This window comes from Rhodosalinus sp. 5P4, from assembly GCF_041365695.1.
Lineage (GTDB): Bacteria > Pseudomonadota > Alphaproteobacteria > Rhodobacterales > Rhodobacteraceae > Rhodosalinus.
Genome location: NZ_JBGFSJ010000004.1, coordinates 313,542 through 333,594, shown reverse-complemented (window position 1 = coordinate 333,594; position 20,053 = coordinate 313,542). Strand labels below are relative to the sequence as shown.

The following is a 20,053-nucleotide window of genomic DNA, read 5'->3' as shown; positions in this document are numbered from 1 at the left end:
GATGTCCCGTCGTCACAGAGCGGAAAAGCGCGAAATCCTTCCCGACGCCAAGTATGGCGACCGGGTTCTGACGAAGTTCATGAACAACCTGATGATCGACGGCAAGAAGTCGGTCGCGGAACGGATCGTCTACAACGCGCTGGACCGTGTCGAGAGCAAGGTGAAGCGCGCGCCGGTGGAAATCTTCCACGAGGCGATCGAGAACATCAAGCCGTCGGTCGAGGTCCGCTCGCGCCGCGTGGGCGGTGCGACCTATCAGGTGCCGGTCGAGGTGCGCCCCGAGCGCCGCGAGGCGCTGGCGCTTCGCTGGCTGATCGACGCCTGCCGCAAGCGCAACGAGCACACGATGGAAGAGCGTCTCGCCAGCGAGCTGCTCGACGCCGTGAATTCCCGCGGCACCGCGGTGAAGAAGCGCGAAGACACCCACAAGATGGCGGAGGCCAACAAAGCCTTCAGCCATTACCGCTGGTAACCCCTGTCGCAGAGGCTCCATTCCATGGCACGCGAATACTCCCTCGACCGCTACCGCAACTTCGGCATCATGGCGCACATCGATGCCGGCAAGACCACGACGACGGAGCGGATTCTCTACTACACCGGCAAGTCCCACAAGATCGGCGAGGTGCATGACGGCGCCGCGACGATGGACTGGATGGAGCAGGAGCAGGAGCGCGGGATCACCATCACCTCGGCGGCGACGACCACCTTCTGGTTCCGCACCGAGGACGGCAAGAACCCGACCGGCATCTACGGCGACACGCCCAAGGAAGCGTCGTTCCGCTTCAACATTATCGACACGCCCGGACACGTGGACTTCACCATCGAGGTGGAGCGCTCGCTCGCCGTGCTCGACGGCGCGGTGGCCGTGCTCGACGCCAATGCCGGGGTGGAGCCGCAGACCGAAACGGTCTGGCGCCAGGCCGATCGCTACAAGGTGCCGCGCATCGTGTTCGTCAACAAGATGGACAAGATCGGCGCCGACTTCTTCAACTGCGTGCACATGATCAAGGACCGCACGGGCGCCCTGCCCGCGCCGATCCAGATGCCGATCGGGGCCGAGGACAAGCTCGAGGGCATCGTCGATCTGGTCACCATGAAGGAATGGGTCTGGAAGGGCGAGGACCTCGGCGCCAGCTGGGTCATCCAGGACATCCGCGACGACCTCAAGGACAAGGCCGAGGAGATGCGCGCCGAACTCGTCGAGATCGCCGTGGAGCAGGACGACGACGCGATGGAGAAGTATCTCGAGGGCGAGGAGCCGGATCTTCCGACCCTGCGCAGCCTCATCCGCAAGGGCACGCTCAACATGTCCTTCGTGCCGGTGCTCGCGGGCTCCGCCTTCAAGAACAAGGGCGTCCAGCCGTTGCTCAACGCGGTGATCGACTACCTGCCCGGCCCGCTCGACGTGCCGCCCTACATGGGCTTCGCCCCGGACGACGAGACCGAGACGCGCAACATGGAGCGCCGCCCGGGCGACGACCAGCCCTTCGCCGGGCTCGCGTTCAAGATCATGAACGACCCGTTCGTGGGCTCGCTGACCTTCACCCGCATCTACTCGGGCCTGCTCGAGAAGGGCGGCAGCGTGCTGAACTCCACCAAGGGCCGTCGCGAGCGCATCGGGCGCATGATGATGATGCACTCGAACTCCCGCGAGGAGATCGACTGGGCGGGGTCGGGCGACATCATCGCGCTGGCCGGCCTGAAGGAGACCACGACCGGCGACACGCTCTGCGATGCATCGAAGCCCGTCGTGCTGGAGACGATGACCTTCCCCGATCCGGTGATCGAGATCGCGGTCGAGCCCAAGACCAAGGCCGACCAGGAGAAGATGTCGGCCGGTCTGCAGCGCCTCGCGGCGGAGGACCCGTCCTTCCGCGTGGAGACCGATCTGGAATCGGGCCAGACGATCATGAAGGGCATGGGCGAACTTCACCTCGACATCCTGGTCGACCGGCTGAAGCGCGAGTTCAAGGTCGAGGCCAATATCGGTGCGCCGCAGGTGGCCTACCGCGAGACGATCAGCCAGAAGATCGAGCACACCTACACGCACAAGAAGCAGACCGGTGGCTCGGGTCAGTTCGCCGAGGTGAAGCTGGAGATCACGCCGACCGAGGCCGGCGAGGGCTACAGCTTCGAGTCGCGGATCGTCGGCGGCACGGTGCCGAAGGAATACATCCCCGGCGTCGAGAAGGGCATCCAGTCGGTGATGGACTCCGGTCCGCTCGCGGGCTTCCCGGTGATCGACTTCAAGGTCGCGCTGGTGGACGGCAAGTTCCACGACGTGGATTCGAGCGTTCTCGCCTTCGAGATCGCCTCGCGGATGTGCATGCGCGAGGGCCTGCGCAAGGCCGGTGCGAAACTGCTCGAGCCGATCATGAGGGTCGAGGTGGTGACGCCGGAAGAGTACACCGGCAACATCATCGGCGACCTCACCTCGCGGCGTGGCCAGGTGCAGGGCCAGGCGCCTCGCGGCAATGCCATCGTGATCGACTCCTTCGTGCCGCTGGCAAACATGTTCGGCTACATCAACAACCTGCGCTCGATGTCCTCGGGCCGGGCGCAGTTCACGATGCAGTTCGACCACTACGAGCCGGTGCCGCAGAACATCTCCGACGAGATCCAGTCGAAATACGCTTAACCCAATGATCCGCGGGCGCGCCCCGGTTGCGCCCGCGTCGAAAGGAACAGGAGGCCGAGATGGCAAAAGAGAAGTTTGAGCGGTCGAAGCCGCACGTGAACATCGGCACGATCGGTCATGTCGACCACGGCAAGACGACGTTGACGGCGGCGATCACGAAGTATTTCGGGGATTTCCGGGCGTATGACCAGATCGACGGCGCGCCCGAGGAGAAGGCGCGGGGGATCACGATCTCGACGGCGCATGTGGAGTACGAGACGGAGAACCGTCACTATGCGCATGTGGATTGCCCGGGCCACGCGGACTACGTGAAGAACATGATCACGGGCGCGGCGCAGATGGACGGCGCGATCCTGGTGGTGAACGCGGCCGACGGCCCGATGCCGCAGACGCGCGAGCACATTCTGCTGGGCCGCCAGGTGGGCATCCCGGCGATGGTGGTGTTCCTGAACAAGGTCGACCAGGTGGACGACGAGGAGCTTCTGGAGCTCGTCGAGATGGAGGTTCGCGAGCTTCTGTCGGCCTACGACTTCCCGGGCGACGACGTTCCGATCATCGCGGGCAGCGCGCTGGCGGCGATGGAGGGGCGCGACCCCGAGATCGGCGAAGAGAAGATCCGCGAGCTGATGGCGGCGGTCGACGACTTCATCCCGACGCCCGAGCGTGCGGTGGACCAGCCGTTCCTGATGCCGATCGAGGACGTGTTCTCGATCTCGGGCCGTGGCACGGTGGTGACGGGGCGCGTGGAGCGCGGCGTGATCAACGTGGGCGACGAGATCGAGATCGTCGGGATCAAGCCGACGCGGAAGACGACCTGCACGGGCGTGGAGATGTTCCGCAAGCTTCTGGACCGTGGCGAGGCGGGCGACAACATCGGCGCGCTTCTGCGCGGCGTGGACCGCGACGACGTGGAGCGCGGCCAGGTGCTGTGCAAGCCCGGCTCGGTGACGCCGCACACGAAGTTCGAGGCGGAGGCCTACATCCTGACGAAGGACGAGGGCGGCCGTCACACGCCGTTCTTCGCGAACTACCGCCCGCAGTTCTACTTCCGCACGACGGACGTGACCGGGACGGTGAAGTTGCCCGAGGGCACCGAGATGGTGATGCCGGGCGACAATGTGAGCTTCGAGGTGGAACTGATCGCGCCGATCGCCATGGAGGAGCGCCTGCGCTTCGCCATCCGCGAAGGCGGCCGCACCGTGGGCTCCGGCGTCGTCTCCAAGATCATCGAGTAACGCGAACAGGGTCGACGTGGGCCAGGAAAGATGCCCGGTCCACCTCTCAACCTCGAAAGGCAAGACAAATGGCAGTCACAAGCCAGAATATCCGGATCCGGCTCAAGGCCTTCGACTACCGCGTGCTGGACGCCAGCACGCAGGAGATCGTGAACACGGCCAAGCGCACGGGCGCCGAGGTGCGCGGTCCCATTCCGCTGCCCAACAAGATCGAGAAGTTCACCGTCCTGCGGGGCCCGCACGTCAACAAGAAGTCGCGCGACCAGTTCGAAATCCGCACGCACAAGCGGCTCCTGGACATCGTGGATCCGACGCCTCAGACGGTGGACGCGCTGATGAAGCTCGACCTCGCCGCCGGCGTGGATGTCGAGATCAAGGTGTAAGGGGGGCTGGACGATGCGCTCTGGAGTGATCGCAAGGAAGGTCGGGATGACCCGGCTCTTCATGGAAGACGGGCGGCAGGTGCCGGTCACCGTCCTGCAACTGGACAAGTTGCAGGTGGTGGCGCAGCGCACGCCCGAAACGCACGGGTATTCGGCGGTGCAGCTCGGCGCCGGGATGGCCAAGGCCAAGCGGGTGAGCCAGCCGATGCGCGGCCATTTCGCGAAGGCCAGCGTGGAACCCAAGCGGAAGGTCGCGGAGTTCCGCGTCGCGCCCGAGAACATGATCGGCGTCGGTGAGGAAATCACCGCCGACCATTATTTCGAGGGCCAGTTCGTGGACGTGTCGGGCACCTCGATCGGCAAGGGGTTCGCGGGCGCGATGAAGCGGCACAATTTCGGCGGCCTGCGGGCCAGCCACGGGGTGTCGATCTCGCATCGCTCCCACGGCTCGACCGGCCAGTGCCAGGATCCCGGCCGCGTGTTCAAGGGCAAGAAGATGGCCGGCCACATGGGCGCGGCGCGCGTGACCACGCAGAACCTGCAGGTCGTGCGCACCGACGCGGAGCGCGGTGTCATCATGCTCAAGGGCGCGGTGCCGGGTCCGAAGGGCGGCTGGGTGACGGTGCGCGACGCCGTCAAGAAGGCGATGCCGGAGAACGTTATCCTGCCCGCGGCGCTCAAGTCCGCCGCCGACGAGGCGAAGCGCCAGGCCGAGGAAGCCGCCGCGCAGGCCGCCGCCGAGGAGGAGGAGGCCCGCCGCGCCGCCGAGGAGGCCGCAGCCGCCGAGCAGGAAGCCGCGCTCAAGGAGGCCGAGGCCGACATCGAGGCCGAGAAGAAGGACAGCGACGAATGAAACTCGACGTGATCACGCTGGACGGCGGCACGGCCGGCTCGGTCGATCTGGGCGAGGACGTCTTCGGACTGGAGCCGCGTGCGGACCTTCTGCACCGTGTGGTGCGCTGGCAGCGCAACAAGGCGATGGCCGGCACCCACAAGGTGAAGACGCGCTCCGAGACCAGCTACTCGACCAAGAAGATCTATCGCCAGAAGGGCACCGGCGGTGCCCGTCACGGCGACCGCAACGCGCCGATCTTCCGCAAGGGCGGTATCTACAAGGGGCCGACGCCGCGCAGCCACGCGCATGAACTTCCCAAGAAGGTCCGCAAGCTCGGCCTGAAGCACGCGCTTTCCGCGAAGGCGCGCGAAGGCGCCCTGATCGTCATCGACGAGGCGAAGTCGTCGGGCAAGACGGCAGAGCTTGCACGCGCGGTGAAGAACCTCGGCTGGAAGCGCGCCCTGGTGATCGACGGGCCGCAGGTGGACGAGGGCTTCGAGCGCGCCGCCCGCAACGTCGAAGGGCTCGACGTGCTACCGTCGGTCGGGGCGAACGTCTATGACATCCTCAAGCGCGACACGCTCGTGATCACGCGCGCGGGGGTCGAAGCACTGGAGGCGCGGCTGAAATGAGCGCGAAACCCGAACATTACGACGTGATCCGCAAGCCGGTCATCACCGAGAAGTCCACCATGGCGTCGGAAGCGAACGCCGTGGTCTTCGAGGTGGCCATCGACAGCTCGAAGCCGCAGATCCGGGAAGCGGTCGAGCAGCTTTTCGGCGTGAAGGTGCGGGCCGTGAACACGACCATCACCAAGGGCAAGGCCAAGCGTTTCCGCGGCCGCCCCGGCCGCCGCAGCGATGTCAAGAAGGCGTATGTGACCCTCGAGGAGGGGAACACTATCGACGTCACGACCGGCCTCTGATAATGAGCGCCGACTCAGGCGGGGCCCCGGGACGACCGGGGCCCCGGCTTTTTCACCGGGGACCCGAGGGGCCCTTCACTCCAGGCCCGATACGGGCCGCAAAACCAAAGGCGGGGCGCGAACCCCGCCGCTGACAACGGAAGACAGAAAGCATGGCACTCAAGTCGTACAAGCCGACGACGCCGGGCCAGCGCGGGCTGGTGCTGATCGACCGTTCGGAACTTTGGAAAGGTCGTCCCGTCAAGGCGCTCACCGAGGGTCTGACGAAGAAGGGCGGCCGGAACAACACCGGACGCATCACCGCGCGGCGCCGCGGCGGAGGCGCGAAGCGTCTCTATCGCATCGTCGATTTCAAGCGCACGAAGCACGACGTCACGGCGGTCGTCGTCCGGATCGAATACGATCCCAACCGGACCGCCTTCATCGCGCTCATCCAGTACGAGGACGGCGAACAGGCCTACATCCTCGCGCCCCAGCGCCTCGGCGTCGGCGACAAGATCGTCGCGGGCCGGAAGGTCGACGTGAAGCCCGGCAACGCCATGCCGTTCGCGGGCATGCCGATCGGCACGATCGTGCACAACATCGAGCTCAAGCCGGGCAAGGGCGGGCAGATCGCGCGTGCCGCGGGCACCTACGCACAGTTCGTGGGCCGCGACGGCGGGTATGCCCAGATCCGCCTGTCGTCGGGCGAGCTGCGCCTCGTTCGGCAGGAGTGCATGGCCACCATCGGTGCCGTGTCGAACCCCGATAACTCGAACCAGAACATCGGCAAGGCCGGCCGGACGCGGCACATGGGCAAGCGCCCCTCGGTGCGTGGCGTGGTCATGAACCCGATCGACCACCCGCATGGCGGGGGCGAAGGCCGCACCTCGGGTGGCCGTCACCCCGTCACGCCCTGGGGCAAGCCCACGAAGGGCCGCCGCACCCGGGACACCAACAAGGCGTCGCAGAAGCTCATCCTGCGCTCGCGCCACGCACGCAAGAAGGGCCGTTAAGCCATGGCACGTTCCGTTTGGAAGGGCCCCTTCGTCGACAGCTACGTCCTGAAGAAGGCCGAAGCGTCGCGCGAGTCGGGCCGCAACGAAGTCATCAAGATCTGGTCGCGCCGATCGACCATCCTGCCCCAGTTCGTGGGGCTTACCTTCGGGGTCTACAACGGGCACAAGCACGTGCCGGTGTCGGTCAGCGAGGACATGATCGGCCAGAAGTTCGGCGAGTACTCGCCGACGCGGACCTATTACGGTCACGCGGCCGACAAGAAATCGAAGCGGAAGTAAAGCGATGGGCAAGGAAAAGAACCCCCGCCGCGTGGCCGACAACGAGGCAATGGCGAAACTGCGGATGCTGCGCACCAGCCCGCAGAAGCTGAACCTCGTTGCGGCGATGATCCGCGGCAAGAAGGTCGATCGCGCGTTGAACGATCTCACCTTCTCCAACAAGCGCATCGCGCAGGACGTGAAGAAGTGCCTTCAGTCCGCGATCGCGAACGCCGAGAACAACCACAACCTGGACGTCGACGAGCTTGTCGTCGCCGAGGCCTGGGTGGGCAAGAACCTCGTGCTGAAGCGGGGTCGTCCGCGGGCGCGTGGCCGGTTCGGCAGGATCGTCAAGCCCTTCTCCGAGCTCACCATCAAGGTTCGCCAGATCGAGGAGCAAGTCTAATGGGGAACAAGACGAACCCGATCGGCATGCGCGTCCAGGTCAATCGGACCTGGGACAGCCGCTGGTATGCCGACACCAAGGATTACGGCGACCTGCTTCTCGAGGACATCAAGATCCGCGAGTTCATTCGCGAGGAGGCCAAGCAGGCCGGCGTATCGCGGATCGTGATCGAGCGTCCGCACCGCAAGTGCCGCGTGACGATCCATTCTGCGCGGCCCGGCGTGATCATCGGGAAGAAGGGCGCCGACATCGAGGCGCTGCGCCAGAAGCTCGCCCGCATGACGGACTCGGAACTGCACCTCAACATCGTCGAGGTCCGCAAGCCCGAGCTCGACGCGCAGCTCGTGGGCGAGAGCATCGCCCAGCAGCTCGAGCGCCGGGTCAGCTTCCGCCGCGCGATGAAGCGCGCGGTGCAGAACGCGATGCGCATGGGCGCCCTCGGGATCCGCGTCAACGTCGCCGGCCGCCTCGGCGGGGCCGAGATCGCGCGGACCGAATGGTATCGCGAGGGCCGCGTGCCGCTGCATACCCTGCGTGCGGACATCGATTACGCCAATGTCGAGGCCAGCACGCCCTACGGGATCATCGGGATCAAGGTCTGGATCTTCAAGGGCGAGATCATGGAGCACGACCCCCAGGCTCGCGAGCGCCGTGCCCAGGAGTTGCAGGAAGGTCCTGCGCCCCGTGGCGCCGGTCGCCGCTGAGGAGGACTGAAAGATGCTGCAACCCAAGCGCACGAAATTCCGCAAACAGCACAAGGGCCGCATTCACGGCGAGGCGAAGGGCGGATCCGACCTCAATTTCGGGACCTACGGCCTGAAGGCCGCGCAGCCCGAGCGCATCACCGCGCGCCAGATCGAGGCCGCGCGCCGTGCCATGACGCGCCACATGAAGCGCCAGGGCCGCGTCTGGATCCGGATCTTCCCCGATGTGCCTGTCAGTTCGAAGCCGACCGAGGTCCGCATGGGCAAGGGCAAGGGTTCGGTGGATTACTGGGCGGCCCGCGTGAAGCCCGGACGCATCATGTTCGAGATTGACGGCGTCGGTGAGGATGTGGCAAAGGAAGCGCTCCGACTCGCCGCGATGAAGCTGCCGATCAAGACGCGCATCATTGTCCGCGAGGACTGGTGAGATTTTCCGGACCCCCGGCGCCCGGTCGGGGGTCCGGCGTTTTGTTGGAAAAGCGCGAAGCGGGTCTTCGCGACTTCTGATGGAAGGACGATAGGCGATGGACGCCAAGGAACTGAGAGACAAGACGCCGGACCAGCTGCGCGAGCAACTGGTCGGCCTGAAGAAGGAAGCGTTCAACCTGCGCTTCCAGCAGGCCACCGGCCAGCTCGAGAGCACGGCGCGCATGCGTGTCGTGCGCCGCGACGTGGCTCGGGTGAAGACGATCCTGAACGAAAAGGCCGCGCAAGCGGCCGCCGAGTGAGGAGAGCGAGATGCCCAAGCGTATTCTTCAAGGCACCGTGACCTCCACGGCGAATGCACAAACCGTCACCGTCGCGGTGGAACGGCGCTTCAAGCACCCGGTGCTTCAGAAGACCGTCAAGAAGTCCAAGAAGTACCGTGCTCATGACGAGAACGGCGCCTTCAAGGTTGGCGACGCGGTGCGCATCATCGAGTGCGCGCCCAAGTCCAAGACGAAACGCTGGGAGGTGATCGCCCAGTAGGGACGACCACACCCGGTTTGATCGAAACCCTGGGGAGATAGGGCAGGGCCCTCCCCAAAGGTCGGGAGAAACCACATGATCCAGATGCAGACCAATCTGGATGTCGCTGACAACTCCGGCGCGCGCCGGGTGCAGTGCATCAAGGTCCTCGGCGGGTCGAAGCGCAAATATGCCAGCGTGGGCGACATCATCGTCGTCTCCGTCAAGGAGGCGATCCCGCGCGGCCGCGTCAAGAAGGGCGACGTGCGCAAGGCCGTCGTCGTGCGCACCGCCAAGGAAGTGCGCCGCGAAGACGGGACCGCGATCCGGTTCGACGGCAACGCCGCCGTGATCCTCAACAACAACCTCGAGCCCGTCGGCACCCGTATCTTCGGGCCGGTGGTGCGCGAGCTGCGCGCGAAGAACTTCATGAAGATCATCTCGCTCGCCCCGGAGGTGCTCTGATGGCTGCAAAGCTCAAGAAAGGTGACAAGGTCGTCGTGCTGGCCGGCAAGGACAAGGGCCGCACCGGCACCATCGCGTCCGTGAGCCCCAAGGCCGGCAAGGCCGTGGTGGACGGGATCAACATGGCCGTGCGCCACACCGCCCAATCCGCCCGAAGCCAGGGCGGCCGCGTTCCGAAGGCGCTGCCGATCGACCTGTCGAACCTCGCCATCGTGGACAAGAACGGCAAGGCCACCCGCGTCGGCTTCCGTTTCGAGGACGGCAAGAAGGTTCGCTACGCCAAGACCACGGGAGACGTGATCGATGCTTGACGCCACCACCTACACCCCGCGTCTTCGCGAACTCTACGACGGCACGATCAAGGCGGCGCTGAAGGAAGAGTTCGGCTACAAGAACGACATGCAGATCCCGCGCCTCGACAAGATCGTGCTCAACATCGGGTGCGGAGCGGAGGCCGTCCGCGACAGCAAGAAGGCGAAGTCGGCGCAGGAAGACCTGTCCGCCATCGCCGGTCAGCGCGCGGTCATCACCAAGGCGAAAAAATCGATCGCCGGTTTCCGGGTGCGCGAGGACATGCCGCTCGGCGCCAAGGTGACGCTCCGCGGCGCGCGGATGTACGAATTCCTCGACCGCCTGGTCACCATCGCTCTTCCGCGGGTCCGCGACTTCCGCGGCGTGTCCGGCACGTCCTTCGATGGGCGGGGAAACTACGCGATGGGCCTGAAGGAGCACATCGTCTTCCCCGAAATCGACTACGACAAGGTCGACGAGGTCTGGGGAATGGACATCGTAATCGCCAGCACCGCGAAGACCGACGCGGAAGCCAAGGCGCTGTTGAAGCATTTCAACATGCCCTTCACCAGCTGAGCGCCGGAGGAGACACGACATGGCCAAGAAAGCAATGATCGAGCGCGAGAAGAAGCGCCAGCGGATGGTGGAGCAGTATGCCGCCAAGCGCGCGGCACTCAAGGACGTCGCGAACGACGAGTCGAAGCCGATGGAAGAGCGTTTCAAGGCGCGTCTGAAGCTTGCCAAGCTTCCGCGCAACAGCTCGCCCACGCGGCTGCACAACCGCTGCCAGCTCACCGGCCGGCCGCACGCCTATTACCGGAAGCTCAAGGTGAGCCGGATCGCCCTGCGCGAGCTCGGCTCGACCGGGCAGGCCCCGGGCCTCGTGAAGTCGAGCTGGTGAGGGAGGTCGAGAGATGAACGATCCTATCGGCGATATGCTCACCCGCATCCGCAACGCGCAGATGCGCGGAAAATCCGTGGTCGTCACGCCGGCCTCCAAGCTGCGCGCTTGGGTGCTCGATGTCCTGGCCGCGGAAGGCTACATCCGCGGCTACGAGAAGGGGACCGACGCGCGTGGCCATCCGACGCTGGAAATCGCGCTGAAGTATTTCGACGGCACCCCCGTGATCCGCGAGCTCAAGCGCGTTTCGAAGCCGGGCCGCCGGGTGTACCTGGGCGTAAAGGACCTTCCGGAGGTTCGCCAGGGCCTCGGCGTGTCGATCGTGTCGACCCCGAAGGGCGTGATGTCGGACGCCGCCGCGCGCTCGGCGAATGTGGGCGGCGAAGTTCTCTGCACCGTATTCTGAGGAGAAAGGCATGTCTCGTATCGGAAAACAGCCGGTCGCCGTTCCCTCGGGCGTGACCGCGACGATCAGCGGTCAGACCGTCGAGGTGAAGGGGCCCAAGGGCACCCGCAGCTGGACGGCCACCGACGACGTGACGATCGCGCAGGAGGATGGGCAGATCACCGTCAGCCCGCGTGGTCAGTCCAAGCGCGCGCGCCAGCAATGGGGCATGAGCCGCACCAACATCGCGAACCTCGTGAAGGGTGTGAGCGACGGCTTCAAGAAGGAGCTCGAGATCCGGGGCGTCGGCTACCGCGCTCAGGCGCAGGGCGACACCCTGAAGCTCAATCTCGGCCTCAGCCACGATGTCGATTTCCCGGTGCCGGAGGGCGTCACGGTCACGACGCCGAAGCCGACCGAGATCGTGATCGAGGGCTTCAATGAACAGCTCGTCGGCCAGGTCGCGGCGAACATCCGCGACTGGCGGCGGCCCGAGCCCTACAAGGGCAAGGGGATCCGCTACAAGGGCGAGTATATCTTCCAGAAGGAAGGCAAGAAGAAGTAAGGACGCGCAGAAATGGCTAACAGCAAACGGCAACTGTTCCAGAAGCGCCGCCTGCGCGTCCGGAACAAGGTCAAGAAGATGAACTCGGGGCGCCCGCGCCTCTCGGTGCATCGCTCGAACAAGAACATCCACGTCCAGCTCATCGACGACGTGGCGGGGCGCACGCTCGCCTCCGCCTCGTCGCTCGAGGCGACGCTCGGCGTGGTGGGCAAGAACAACACGGAGGCTGCCGCGAAGATCGGCGCCGCGATCGCCGAGCGTGCCAAGGCGGCCGGTGTGGACCAGTGCTACTTCGACCGTGGCGGTTTCCTGTTTCACGGTGGCATCAAGGCTCTGGCGGACGCGGCCCGCGAGGGCGGCCTGAAGTTCTGAGGAGACGGATATGGCTAGAGAACCCCATGGCGGCCGCGGCCGCCGCGAGCGCGACGAAGCGCCGGAATTCGCCGATCGTCTCGTGGCGATCAACCGGGTGTCCAAGACGGTGAAGGGCGGCAAGCGTTTCGGCTTCGCGGCACTCGTCGTGGTGGGCGACCAGAAAGGCCGCGTGGGCTTCGGCAAGGGCAAGGCCAAGGAGGTCCCCGAAGCCATCCGCAAGGCCACGGAGCAGGCGAAGCGTCGGCTCATCCGCGTGCCGCTGCGCGAGGGCCGGACGCTGCATCACGACCAGGAAGGCCGTTGGGGCGCGGGCAAGATCGTCACGCGCACCGCGCCGCAGGGCACGGGCATCATCGCGGGCGGGCCCGTCCGCGCGGTGTTCGAGATGCTCGGCGTTCAGGACGTGGTCGCGAAGTCGAACGGCTCGCAGAACCCCTACAACATGATCCGCGCCACCCTGGACGCGCTGCAAAAGCAGCAGAGCCCGCGCCTCGTGGCCCAGCGTCGCGGCAAGAAGGTGGCCGACATCCTCCACAAGGAGGATCAGCCGAAGGCCGAGGCCGGCGAGACCGCCGAGGCGTAAGGAGAGTATCGCATGGCCAAGACCATTGTCGTGAAGCAGGTGGGCTCGCCCATCCGCCGTCCCGCCAGCCAGCGTCAGACGCTGGTCGGCCTCGGACTGAACAAGATGCACCGGACACGGGAACTCGAAGACACGCCCTCCGTGCGCGGCATGATCGCCAAGATCCCGCATCTCGTGGAGATCGTGGAAGAGCGCGGCTGAGGCCGGGTTCGGACAAGGCCCGTCCCGGGCCTTGTCCAGGCGTTTTCCAAAACGCCTGCTCGCGCCGAAACAGGCCGGGCCCTCTGAAACAGCTGATGCCGTGTCCCTCCCGCCGCGCTTCGGGGAGGTGTTCCGGCCAAGGAGAAGCGACATGAAACTGAACGAACTGCGCGATAATCCCGGCGCTCTGCACAACAAGAAGCGCGTCGGGCGCGGCCCGGGCTCGGGCAAGGGCAAGACCGCCGGCCGCGGCATCAAGGGCCAGAAATCCCGCTCCGGCGTGGCCGTCAAGGGCTTCGAGGGCGGGCAGATGCCGATCTACCAGCGCCTGCCGAAGCGTGGCTTCACCGCGCCCAACCGCAAGCGCTTCGCCGTGGTCAACCTGGGCGCGATCCAGCAATTCGTCGATGCGGGCAAGATCGACGCCGGACAGCCGGTGACCGAGGACGCGCTCGTCGCGTCCGGCCTCGTACGGCGCAAGCTCGACGGCGTCCGCGTGCTGGCCAAGGGTGACCTGACCGCCAGGCTCGAGCTTCAGGTGACGGGTGCCTCGCGCTCCGCGGTCGCCGCCGTGGAAGGCGCGGGCGGGTCGGTCACGCTGCAGGCACCCGCCGCGACCGAATAACGGGTTGTGGCGCCTCGCGGCGCCCATTACATAACCCGAAGTTTTCCGTACCGCCGCCCGAGCTGGAAAACGCTTTGGGCGGCGGTGCCCTGACATGGGGATCCGCATGGTTTCCGCCGCCGAACAGATGGCCGCCAATACCAGCTGGGGCGCCCTGGCCAAGGCCACCGAACTCCGCCAGCGCATCTTTTTCACGCTCGGTCTGCTGATCGTCTATCGTCTCGGCACCTATATCCCGGTGCCGGGCATCGACGGGCAGGCGCTGCGCGACTTCATGGAGCAGGCCTCCACCGGCATCGGCGGCATGCTGTCGATGTTCACCGGCGGCGCGCTCGGGCGCATGGGGATCTTCGCACTCGGGATCATGCCCTACATCTCGGCCTCGATCATCGTTCAGCTGCTGGCCTCGATGGTGCCGAAGCTCGAGCAGCTCAAGAAAGAGGGCGAGCAGGGCCGCAAGAAGATCAACCAGTACACCCGCTACGGCACGGTGTTCCTGGCCACCCTGCAGGCCTACGGCCTGGCCGTCAGCCTCGAGGCGGGGGATCTGGTCACCGACCCGGGATGGTTCTTCCGGGCCGCCTGCGTCATCACGCTGGTGGGCGGCACCATGTTCCTGATGTGGCTGGGCGAGCAGATCACCGCGCGCGGCGTGGGCAACGGCATCTCGCTCATCATCTTCGTGGGCATCATCGCCGAGGTTCCGGCGGCGCTGGCGCAGTTCTTCGCCTCGGGCCGGTCGGGCGCGATCAGCCCCGCCGTGATCGTGGGCGTGATCCTCATGGTGGTGGCGACCATCACCTTCGTGGTCTTCATGGAGCGCGCTTTGCGCAAGATCGCGATCCAGTATCCGCGCCGCCAGGTCGGCATGAAGATGACCGAGGCGCAGACCAGCCACCTTCCGGTGAAGGTCAACCCGTCGGGCGTGATCCCCGCGATCTTCGCGAGTTCGCTGCTTCTGCTGCCGACGACGATCAGCACCTTCTCGGGCCAGCAATCCGGGCCGGTGATGTCGACGATCATGGCCTATTTCGGCCCCGGACAGCCGCTCTACCTCGCCTTTTTCGGCGCGATGATCATCTTCTTCGCGTATTTCTACACCTTCAACGTCTCGTTCAAGCCGGACGACGTGGCCGACAACCTCAAGAACCAAGGCGGCTTCGTGCCCGGTATCCGGCCCGGAAAGAAGACGTCCGAATATCTCGAATACGTCGTCAATCGCGTGCTTGTGGTCGGCTCGGGCTACCTCGCCCTGGTGTGTCTCCTGCCCGAGGTCATTCGCGGGCAGCTGGCCATACCCTTCTACTTCGGCGGCACGTCGGTGCTCATCGTGGTGTCGGTGTCCATGGACACCGTCCAGCAGATTCAGAGCCACCTGCTCGCGCACCAGTACGAGGGGCTGATCCAGAAGTCGCAGCTGCGGGGACGCGGCAAGAAGAAACCCGGAAAGAAGGCGCCAGCGAGACGATGAACATCATACTTCTCGGACCACCCGGAGCAGGCAAGGGCACACAGGCGCGCCATCTCGTGGAGACCCGCGGCATGGTGCAGCTCTCGACCGGTGACATGCTCCGCGAGGCGCGCAGTTCCGGGACGGAGATGGGGCGCCGGGTCGCAGAGGTGATGGACCGCGGCGAACTGGTCACCGACGAGATCGTGATCGGGCTCATCCGGGAAAAGCTGGAGGGGACCGAGGCGCCGGGGTTCATCTTCGACGGGTTCCCGCGCACCCTCGCGCAGGCCGACGCGCTCGGGGATTTGCTCGAGGAGACGGGGCAAGGCCTCGACGCGGTCATCGAGATGCAGGTGGACGACGAGGCGCTGATCGAGCGCATCACGGCGCGCTCCACCTGTGCCTCCTGCGGCGAAGTCTACAACGACATCAGCAAGCCGATCCCGGAGGACGGAAAATGCGCCGTCTGCGGCGGAACGGAGTTCAAGCGGCGCGCCGACGACAACGAGGACAGCCTGCGCCAGCGACTGATGGAATACTACAAGAAGACCTCGCCGCTCATCGGCTACTACTATGCCAAGGACCTCCTGCACCGCATCGACGGTCTGGGCGACATCGCCGAGGTCCAGGCCGAGATCGCCGATGTCCTGGGCCGCGCCGGGGCGGGGGTTGACCCTCGGTCCGAAGTCTCTTAACCGAACGCTCTCGACCGAGAATCATTTTGCATGCCGGGTGTCGTCCCGGCTGTTTGCAACGATCACCTCTTCGCGTCGGCCCGTCGGCAAAAGCCGCGGGCCGAGTGCTGTGAAAAAAGGTTCTGGAGTTACGGAACCGCAACGAAAGGACGGACACGTGGCACGTATCGCCGGCGTCAATATCCCCACCCACAAACGGGTCCCGATCGCTCTCACCTACATCCACGGTATCGGCCCGAGCGCCGCCAAGTCGATCTGCGAAGCGACCAGCATCGACGAGAGCCGGCGCGTGAACGAGCTTTCCGATTCGGAACTGGTGGCGATCCGCGAGCACATCGACACCAACTTCACCGTGGAAGGCGATCTGCGCCGCGAGGTGCAGATGAACATCAAGCGGCTGATGGATCTCGGCTGCTACCGCGGCCTGCGGCATCGCCGCAACCTGCCCGTGCGCGGTCAGCGCACCCACACCAACGCGCGCACCCGCAAGGGGCCCGCGAAGCCGATCGCCGGCAAGAAGAAGTAAGGGAGGGCAGGACAGATGGCACGCGATACCCGCCGCACAGGCAAGCGCAAGGTCTCCAAGAACATCGCCACCGGCGTGGCGCATGTGAACTCTTCTTTCAACAACACCAAGATCCTGATCTCGGACGTGCAGGGCAACGCGATCGCGTGGTCCTCGGCCGGCACGATGGGTTTCAAGGGCTCGCGCAAGTCCACGCCCTATGCCGCACAGATGGCTGCCGAAGATGCGGGCCGCAAGGCGCAGGAGCACGGCATGCGCACCCTCGAGGTGGAAGTGCAGGGCCCCGGCTCCGGCCGTGAATCGGCGCTGCGCGCGCTGGCCGCGATCGGCTTCAACATCACGTCCATCCGCGACGTGACGCCCATCGCGCACAACGGCTGCCGCCCGCCGAAGCGCCGCCGCGTCTGAGGGATCGCCGCTTTTTCGCGGGGCCGCGCGCATCAGTCGTGCGGCCTCGCCACGTCATTTTAACCTCGGGCGTTCGGGCCTTCGGACATGGGGCCCGGACAGGAATTGAGGAGAACCGCATGATCCACAAGAACTGGGCCGAGCTGATCAAACCCCCCCAGCTGGAGATCAAGCCAGGCAACGATCCCGCCCGGCAGGCCGTGGTGGTCGCAGAGCCGCTGGAGCGTGGCTTCGGCCTCACGCTCGGAAACGCACTGCGCCGGGTTCTGATGTCGTCGCTTCAGGGCGCGGCGATCACCTCCGTGCAGATCGACAACGTCCTGCACGAGTTTTCCTCGGTCGCGGGCGTGCGCGAGGACGTGACCGACATCGTTCTCAACCTGAAGGGCGTCGCGCTGCGCATGGAGGTCGAGGGGCCGAAGCGGCTGACGATCGAGGCCAAGGGCCCCGGCGTCGTCACCGCAGGCGACATCGTGGACAGCGCCGGGATCGAGGTGCTCAACAAGGATCACGTGATCTGCCACCTCGACAGCGGTGGCGGCGTCTACATGGAACTGACCGTCAACACCGGAAAGGGCTACGTGCCGGCGGACCGGAACAAGCCCGAGGACGCGCCGATCGGCCTCATTCCGATCGACGCGATCTACTCGCCGGTCAAGAAGGTCGCCTATGACGTGCAGCCCACGCGCGAAGGGCAGGTGCTGGACTACGACAAGCTGACGCTGAAGCTGGAAACGGACGGCTCGGTCACCCCCGAGGACGCCGTGGCCTACGCCGCGCGCATCATCCAGGACCAGCTGTCGATCTTCGTCAACTTCGACGAGCCCGAATCCGCCGGCCGCGAATCCGACGAGGAGGGGCTGGAGTTCAACCCGCTCCTGCTCAAGAAGGTCGACGAACTCGAGCTGTCCGTGCGCTCCGCCAACTGCCTCAAGAACGACAACATCGTCTATATCGGCGACCTGATCCAGAAGACCGAGGCCGAGATGCTGCGCACGCCGAACTTCGGCCGCAAGTCGCTCAACGAGATCAAGGAAGTGCTCTCGGGCATGGGCCTGCATCTCGGGATGGACGTCGACGACTGGCCGCCCGACAACATCGAGGAACTCGCCAAGAAGTTCGAGGAGTCGTTCTGAGGTCCGCAGGCGCCCGCCGCCCGCCGGCCCGGACAAGGGCAATCCCGCCCCAAGGTGAGGGCCCCGTACGCATGGGGCCCCGGACAAAGCACAAAGCGAAAGGACCGAACCGATGCGTCACGCGAGAGGCTACCGCCGCCTGAACCGCACCCACGAGCACCGCAAGGCGCTCTGGGCGAACATGGCGGGCTCGCTCATCGAGCATGAACAGATCAAGACCACGCTGCCCAAGGCCAAGGAGCTGAAGCGCGTGGCCGACAAGCTCATCACGCTGGCCAAGCGCGGCGACCTTCATGCCCGCCGCCAGGCCGCCGCACGGCTGAAGCAGGAGGCGCTCGTCGCCAAGCTCTTCGACGTGCTCGGCCCCCGCTACCAGGAGCGGCAGGGCGGGTATGTCCGCGTTCTGAAGGCGGGCTTCCGCTACGGCGACATGGCGCCGATGGCGATCGTCGAACTCGTCGACCGCGATCCCGACGCCAAGGGCGCGGCCGACCGCGCCCGCCTCGCCGCCGAAGAGGCCGTCGAGGACTGAGCCCGGACGATGCCGCGGCCTCGCCGGGTGGCGGGGCCGCTTGCATCGGGCCGGAAGCGCGCGCATATCGAGGGCGTGACGCCCCGACCGACCATATCCACAGCATTTTCCGCCCCGGCGCGCCCCGTTCCGGCTCGTAATCGGGATGCAGGCCGGGTCTCGGGCCGTCCCGCGCGGTGTCGCGCCGCCGCGCGGAAACCCGGGCGCCCGGCATCGCGCCGGTGCTTCGGGGCCTGACCGGCATGGGTGACCTCTTCGACAGTTCTCCCGGGTCCGACGCCGGGACGGGGGAAAACACGGCCGGTGGGACTGGTGCGGGCCGGCCCCTTGCCGACCGGATGCGGCCCGCCCGCCTTTCGGAGGTGATCGGGCAGGACCAGATCCTTGGCCCCGAGGCGCCGCTCGGCGCGATGCTGAAGGCGGCAAGCCTGTCGTCCCTGGTCCTCTGGGGGCCGCCCGGCGTCGGCAAGACCACCATCGCCCGGCTTCTGGCCTCCGAGACCGATCTGGAATTCGTGCAGATCAGCGCGATCTTCACCGGGGTGGCGGAGCTCAGGAAGGTTTTCGAGGCCGCGAAGGCGCGCGGGCGCCGCACGCTTCTGTTCGTCGACGAGATCCACCGCTTCAACAAGGCGCAGCAGGACAGCTTTCTGCCGCACATGGAGGACGGCACCATCCTGCTGGTCGGCGCGACGACCGAGAATCCGAGCTTCGAGCTCAACGCCGCGCTTCTGTCGCGCGCGCAGGTTCTGGTGCTAGAACGGCTTTCGCTCGCCGACCTGGAGCGCCTCGCGCAACGCGCGGAGACGGTGCTCGGCCGCGCGCTGCCGCTCGACGGGCCCGCACGCGAGGCGCTGCTCGAGATGGCCGACGGCGACGGGCGCGCCGCCCTCAACCTCATCGAACAGGTGATGGCGTGGAAGGTCGAGGGCAAGCTCGACGCGCAGGCGCTCGCCGACCGGCTCGCCCGGCGGGCCGCGCAATACGACAAGTCGGGCGAGGCGCATTACAACCTGATCTCGGCGCTGCACAAGTCGGTACGCGGGTCAGATCCCGACGCAGCGCTCTACTGGCTCGCGCGGATGCTCGAGGGCGGCGAGGACCCGCGCTACCTCGCGCGGCGGATCACGCGGATGGCCGTGGAGGACATCGGCCTCGCCGATCCGCAGGCCCAGGCGGTCTGCCTGCAGGGGTGGGAGACCTACGAGCGCCTCGGCAGCCCCGAGGGCGAGCTGGCGCTTGCGCAGGCCGTGCTCTATCTCGCCCTCGCGCCCAAGTCGAATGCGGCCTACAGCGCCTACAAGGCCGCGCGGCGCGCCGCGAAGTCCACCGGCTCGGCGCCCCCGCCCAAGCACATCCTGAACGCGCCCACGAAGCTCATGCGCGAGCAGGGCTACGGGGCGGGCTACGCCTACGACCACGATGCCGAGGATGCCTTTTCGGGCCAGGACTACTTCCCCGACGAGATGGAGCGGGAGGCGTTCTACGCCCCCGTGGAGCGCGGCTTCGAACGCGAGCTCGGCAAGCGGCTCGACTGGTTCGAGCGGCTGCGTGCCAGGCGCGCGGGCGAGGCGTGAGCGCG

At 66.2% G+C, this 20,053-nt stretch carries 31 protein-coding genes; all 31 read left to right on the top strand.

From position 1 onward, the window contains the following. Position 1: 1 nt before the first annotated feature. The 31 genes from rpsG to AB6A69_RS09410 all read left to right on the top strand — a co-directional run bounded on the left by rpsG (position 2) and on the right by AB6A69_RS09410 (position 20,048). A complete protein-coding gene (gene rpsG, locus AB6A69_RS09560; RefSeq protein WP_371060589.1) occupies positions 2–472 on the top strand; it encodes a 30S ribosomal protein S7 in 471 nt (156 codons plus the stop codon). Between the two features lie 24 nt (positions 473–496). Beyond that, on the top strand, positions 497–2,638 hold the full coding sequence (fusA, locus tag AB6A69_RS09555) for an elongation factor G (protein ID WP_371056809.1): 2,142 nt from the start codon (positions 497–499) through the stop codon (positions 2,636–2,638). Between the two features lie 59 nt (positions 2,639–2,697). Continuing rightward, entirely contained in the window at positions 2,698–3,873 is a 1,176-nt protein-coding gene (gene tuf / locus AB6A69_RS09550) for an elongation factor Tu (protein WP_371060588.1), read from the top strand. Between the two features lie 68 nt (positions 3,874–3,941). Further along, complete coding sequence (rpsJ, locus tag AB6A69_RS09545; protein WP_371037634.1) at positions 3,942–4,256, top strand: 30S ribosomal protein S10; 315 nt, start codon at positions 3,942–3,944, stop codon at positions 4,254–4,256. Positions 4,257–4,269: 13 nt separating this feature from the next. After that, complete coding sequence (rplC, locus tag AB6A69_RS09540) at positions 4,270–5,109, top strand: 50S ribosomal protein L3 (protein WP_371060587.1); 840 nt, start codon at positions 4,270–4,272, stop codon at positions 5,107–5,109. Beyond that, positions 5,106–5,723, top strand: coding sequence for a 50S ribosomal protein L4 (rplD, locus tag AB6A69_RS09535; RefSeq protein WP_371060586.1), 618 nt, complete (start codon positions 5,106–5,108; stop codon positions 5,721–5,723). Before rplC ends, rplD begins: the two co-directional genes overlap by 4 nt. Beyond that, positions 5,720–6,016, top strand: coding sequence for a 50S ribosomal protein L23 (locus AB6A69_RS09530; protein ID WP_371037631.1), 297 nt, complete (start codon positions 5,720–5,722; stop codon positions 6,014–6,016). The genes rplD and AB6A69_RS09530 overlap by 4 nt, the downstream gene beginning before the upstream one ends. Before the next feature lie 152 nt (positions 6,017–6,168). Then, on the top strand, positions 6,169–7,011 hold the full coding sequence (gene rplB, locus AB6A69_RS09525) for a 50S ribosomal protein L2 (RefSeq protein ID WP_371037630.1): 843 nt from the start codon (positions 6,169–6,171) through the stop codon (positions 7,009–7,011). 3 nt (positions 7,012–7,014) lie between these two features. Beyond that, the gene (rpsS, locus tag AB6A69_RS09520) at positions 7,015–7,293 is read left to right on the top strand and encodes a 30S ribosomal protein S19 (RefSeq protein ID WP_371037628.1); all 279 of its coding nucleotides are present in this window, start codon (positions 7,015–7,017) and stop codon (positions 7,291–7,293) included. Positions 7,294–7,297: 4 nt separating this feature from the next. Next, positions 7,298–7,678 (top strand): 50S ribosomal protein L22, encoded by a 381-nt coding sequence (gene rplV / locus AB6A69_RS09515; protein ID WP_371037627.1) that lies wholly within the window; start codon positions 7,298–7,300, stop codon positions 7,676–7,678. Further along, positions 7,678–8,382, top strand: coding sequence for a 30S ribosomal protein S3 (gene rpsC, locus AB6A69_RS09510; protein WP_371037626.1), 705 nt, complete (start codon positions 7,678–7,680; stop codon positions 8,380–8,382). The genes rplV and rpsC overlap by 1 nt, the downstream gene beginning before the upstream one ends. A 13-nt stretch (positions 8,383–8,395) precedes the next feature. Then, positions 8,396–8,809 carry a 50S ribosomal protein L16 gene (rplP, locus tag AB6A69_RS09505; RefSeq protein ID WP_371037625.1) on the top strand — a complete coding sequence of 138 codons (414 nt, stop codon included), beginning with the start codon at positions 8,396–8,398 and terminating at the stop codon, positions 8,807–8,809. A 97-nt stretch (positions 8,810–8,906) separates the two neighbouring features. After that, positions 8,907–9,110 (top strand): 50S ribosomal protein L29, encoded by a 204-nt coding sequence (rpmC, locus tag AB6A69_RS09500; RefSeq protein ID WP_371037624.1) that lies wholly within the window; start codon positions 8,907–8,909, stop codon positions 9,108–9,110. Positions 9,111–9,120: 10 nt separating this feature from the next. Next, positions 9,121–9,351: a 30S ribosomal protein S17 gene (gene rpsQ, locus AB6A69_RS09495; RefSeq protein ID WP_371037623.1), complete on the top strand. Its 231-nt coding sequence runs from the start codon at positions 9,121–9,123 to the stop codon at positions 9,349–9,351. A 75-nt stretch (positions 9,352–9,426) separates the two neighbouring features. Beyond that, a complete protein-coding gene (gene rplN, locus AB6A69_RS09490; protein WP_371037622.1) occupies positions 9,427–9,795 on the top strand; it encodes a 50S ribosomal protein L14 in 369 nt (122 codons plus the stop codon). After that, positions 9,795–10,106, top strand: a complete 312-nt coding sequence (gene rplX / locus AB6A69_RS09485; RefSeq protein ID WP_371060585.1) for a 50S ribosomal protein L24 — start codon at positions 9,795–9,797, stop codon at positions 10,104–10,106. Before rplN ends, rplX begins: the two co-directional genes overlap by 1 nt. Beyond that, positions 10,099–10,662, top strand: coding sequence for a 50S ribosomal protein L5 (gene rplE / locus AB6A69_RS09480; protein WP_371060584.1), 564 nt, complete (start codon positions 10,099–10,101; stop codon positions 10,660–10,662). The genes rplX and rplE overlap by 8 nt, the downstream gene beginning before the upstream one ends. 19 nt (positions 10,663–10,681) lie before the next feature. Beyond that, positions 10,682–10,987, top strand: coding sequence for a 30S ribosomal protein S14 (gene rpsN / locus AB6A69_RS09475; RefSeq protein WP_371060583.1), 306 nt, complete (start codon positions 10,682–10,684; stop codon positions 10,985–10,987). Positions 10,988–11,000: 13 nt separating this feature from the next. Then, positions 11,001–11,393, top strand: a complete 393-nt coding sequence (gene rpsH / locus AB6A69_RS09470) for a 30S ribosomal protein S8 (RefSeq protein WP_371056485.1) — start codon at positions 11,001–11,003, stop codon at positions 11,391–11,393. Between the two features lie 10 nt (positions 11,394–11,403). After that, complete coding sequence (gene rplF / locus AB6A69_RS09465; RefSeq protein ID WP_371056484.1) at positions 11,404–11,937, top strand: 50S ribosomal protein L6; 534 nt, start codon at positions 11,404–11,406, stop codon at positions 11,935–11,937. 12 nt (positions 11,938–11,949) lie between these two features. Beyond that, entirely contained in the window at positions 11,950–12,309 is a 360-nt protein-coding gene (rplR, locus tag AB6A69_RS09460; RefSeq protein WP_371056483.1) for a 50S ribosomal protein L18, read from the top strand. A 10-nt stretch (positions 12,310–12,319) separates the two neighbouring features. Next, positions 12,320–12,895, top strand: a complete 576-nt coding sequence (rpsE, locus tag AB6A69_RS09455) for a 30S ribosomal protein S5 (RefSeq protein ID WP_371037615.1) — start codon at positions 12,320–12,322, stop codon at positions 12,893–12,895. 12 nt (positions 12,896–12,907) lie between these two features. Then, positions 12,908–13,096: a 50S ribosomal protein L30 gene (rpmD, locus tag AB6A69_RS09450; RefSeq protein WP_371037614.1), complete on the top strand. Its 189-nt coding sequence runs from the start codon at positions 12,908–12,910 to the stop codon at positions 13,094–13,096. A 151-nt stretch (positions 13,097–13,247) separates the two neighbouring features. Further along, positions 13,248–13,721, top strand: a complete 474-nt coding sequence (gene rplO, locus AB6A69_RS09445; RefSeq protein WP_371037613.1) for a 50S ribosomal protein L15 — start codon at positions 13,248–13,250, stop codon at positions 13,719–13,721. A 106-nt stretch (positions 13,722–13,827) separates the two neighbouring features. Then, the gene (gene secY, locus AB6A69_RS09440) at positions 13,828–15,192 is read left to right on the top strand and encodes a preprotein translocase subunit SecY (protein WP_371056482.1); all 1,365 of its coding nucleotides are present in this window, start codon (positions 13,828–13,830) and stop codon (positions 15,190–15,192) included. Then, positions 15,189–15,869, top strand: a complete 681-nt coding sequence (locus AB6A69_RS09435) for an adenylate kinase (protein ID WP_371056481.1) — start codon at positions 15,189–15,191, stop codon at positions 15,867–15,869. The genes secY and AB6A69_RS09435 overlap by 4 nt, the downstream gene beginning before the upstream one ends. 157 nt (positions 15,870–16,026) lie before the next feature. Beyond that, complete coding sequence (gene rpsM / locus AB6A69_RS09430) at positions 16,027–16,395, top strand: 30S ribosomal protein S13 (RefSeq protein ID WP_371037610.1); 369 nt, start codon at positions 16,027–16,029, stop codon at positions 16,393–16,395. Positions 16,396–16,410: 15 nt separating this feature from the next. Next, positions 16,411–16,803 carry a 30S ribosomal protein S11 gene (rpsK, locus tag AB6A69_RS09425; RefSeq protein WP_371037609.1) on the top strand — a complete coding sequence of 131 codons (393 nt, stop codon included), beginning with the start codon at positions 16,411–16,413 and terminating at the stop codon, positions 16,801–16,803. A 119-nt stretch (positions 16,804–16,922) separates the two neighbouring features. Continuing rightward, entirely contained in the window at positions 16,923–17,939 is a 1,017-nt protein-coding gene (locus AB6A69_RS09420) for a DNA-directed RNA polymerase subunit alpha (RefSeq protein WP_371060582.1), read from the top strand. Between the two features lie 112 nt (positions 17,940–18,051). Next, a complete protein-coding gene (gene rplQ / locus AB6A69_RS09415; RefSeq protein WP_371060581.1) occupies positions 18,052–18,471 on the top strand; it encodes a 50S ribosomal protein L17 in 420 nt (139 codons plus the stop codon). 242 nt (positions 18,472–18,713) lie between these two features. Beyond that, positions 18,714–20,048 (top strand): replication-associated recombination protein A, encoded by a 1,335-nt coding sequence (locus AB6A69_RS09410; RefSeq protein ID WP_371060580.1) that lies wholly within the window; start codon positions 18,714–18,716, stop codon positions 20,046–20,048. The last annotated feature ends 5 nt before the right edge of the window (positions 20,049–20,053 follow it).

What these genes read in the sequence shown, in the direction of transcription:
- rpsS (WP_371037628.1), top strand. Translation starts at nt 7,015, where the DNA reads ATGGCACGTTCCGTTTGGAAGGGCCCCTTCGTCGACAGCTACGTCCTG.
- AB6A69_RS09410 (WP_371060580.1), top strand. Translation starts at nt 18,714, where the DNA reads ATGGGTGACCTCTTCGACAGTTCTCCCGGGTCCGACGCCGGGACGGGG.
- rpsK (WP_371037609.1), top strand. Translation starts at nt 16,411, where the DNA reads ATGGCACGCGATACCCGCCGCACAGGCAAGCGCAAGGTCTCCAAGAAC.
- rpsJ (WP_371037634.1), top strand. Translation starts at nt 3,942, where the DNA reads ATGGCAGTCACAAGCCAGAATATCCGGATCCGGCTCAAGGCCTTCGAC.
- rplX (WP_371060585.1), top strand. Translation starts at nt 9,795, where the DNA reads ATGGCTGCAAAGCTCAAGAAAGGTGACAAGGTCGTCGTGCTGGCCGGC.
- rpsN (WP_371060583.1), top strand. Translation starts at nt 10,682, where the DNA reads ATGGCCAAGAAAGCAATGATCGAGCGCGAGAAGAAGCGCCAGCGGATG.
- rpsC (WP_371037626.1), top strand. Translation starts at nt 7,678, where the DNA reads ATGGGGAACAAGACGAACCCGATCGGCATGCGCGTCCAGGTCAATCGG.
- AB6A69_RS09530 (WP_371037631.1), top strand. Translation starts at nt 5,720, where the DNA reads ATGAGCGCGAAACCCGAACATTACGACGTGATCCGCAAGCCGGTCATC.
- rpmD (WP_371037614.1), top strand. Translation starts at nt 12,908, where the DNA reads ATGGCCAAGACCATTGTCGTGAAGCAGGTGGGCTCGCCCATCCGCCGT.
- rplB (WP_371037630.1), top strand. Translation starts at nt 6,169, where the DNA reads ATGGCACTCAAGTCGTACAAGCCGACGACGCCGGGCCAGCGCGGGCTG.
- secY (WP_371056482.1), top strand. Translation starts at nt 13,828, where the DNA reads ATGGTTTCCGCCGCCGAACAGATGGCCGCCAATACCAGCTGGGGCGCC.
- fusA (WP_371056809.1), top strand. Translation starts at nt 497, where the DNA reads ATGGCACGCGAATACTCCCTCGACCGCTACCGCAACTTCGGCATCATG.
- rplD (WP_371060586.1), top strand. Translation starts at nt 5,106, where the DNA reads ATGAAACTCGACGTGATCACGCTGGACGGCGGCACGGCCGGCTCGGTC.
- rpsE (WP_371037615.1), top strand. Translation starts at nt 12,320, where the DNA reads ATGGCTAGAGAACCCCATGGCGGCCGCGGCCGCCGCGAGCGCGACGAA.
- rplQ (WP_371060581.1), top strand. Translation starts at nt 18,052, where the DNA reads ATGCGTCACGCGAGAGGCTACCGCCGCCTGAACCGCACCCACGAGCAC.
- tuf (WP_371060588.1), top strand. Translation starts at nt 2,698, where the DNA reads ATGGCAAAAGAGAAGTTTGAGCGGTCGAAGCCGCACGTGAACATCGGC.
- rplO (WP_371037613.1), top strand. Translation starts at nt 13,248, where the DNA reads ATGAAACTGAACGAACTGCGCGATAATCCCGGCGCTCTGCACAACAAG.
- rplC (WP_371060587.1), top strand. Translation starts at nt 4,270, where the DNA reads ATGCGCTCTGGAGTGATCGCAAGGAAGGTCGGGATGACCCGGCTCTTC.
- rpmC (WP_371037624.1), top strand. Translation starts at nt 8,907, where the DNA reads ATGGACGCCAAGGAACTGAGAGACAAGACGCCGGACCAGCTGCGCGAG.
- rpsQ (WP_371037623.1), top strand. Translation starts at nt 9,121, where the DNA reads ATGCCCAAGCGTATTCTTCAAGGCACCGTGACCTCCACGGCGAATGCA.
- rplE (WP_371060584.1), top strand. Translation starts at nt 10,099, where the DNA reads ATGCTTGACGCCACCACCTACACCCCGCGTCTTCGCGAACTCTACGAC.
- AB6A69_RS09420 (WP_371060582.1), top strand. Translation starts at nt 16,923, where the DNA reads ATGATCCACAAGAACTGGGCCGAGCTGATCAAACCCCCCCAGCTGGAG.
- rpsG (WP_371060589.1), top strand. Translation starts at nt 2, where the DNA reads ATGTCCCGTCGTCACAGAGCGGAAAAGCGCGAAATCCTTCCCGACGCC.
- rplR (WP_371056483.1), top strand. Translation starts at nt 11,950, where the DNA reads ATGGCTAACAGCAAACGGCAACTGTTCCAGAAGCGCCGCCTGCGCGTC.
- rplF (WP_371056484.1), top strand. Translation starts at nt 11,404, where the DNA reads ATGTCTCGTATCGGAAAACAGCCGGTCGCCGTTCCCTCGGGCGTGACC.
- rpsH (WP_371056485.1), top strand. Translation starts at nt 11,001, where the DNA reads ATGAACGATCCTATCGGCGATATGCTCACCCGCATCCGCAACGCGCAG.
- rplN (WP_371037622.1), top strand. Translation starts at nt 9,427, where the DNA reads ATGATCCAGATGCAGACCAATCTGGATGTCGCTGACAACTCCGGCGCG.
- rplP (WP_371037625.1), top strand. Translation starts at nt 8,396, where the DNA reads ATGCTGCAACCCAAGCGCACGAAATTCCGCAAACAGCACAAGGGCCGC.
- rplV (WP_371037627.1), top strand. Translation starts at nt 7,298, where the DNA reads ATGGGCAAGGAAAAGAACCCCCGCCGCGTGGCCGACAACGAGGCAATG.
- AB6A69_RS09435 (WP_371056481.1), top strand. Translation starts at nt 15,189, where the DNA reads ATGAACATCATACTTCTCGGACCACCCGGAGCAGGCAAGGGCACACAG.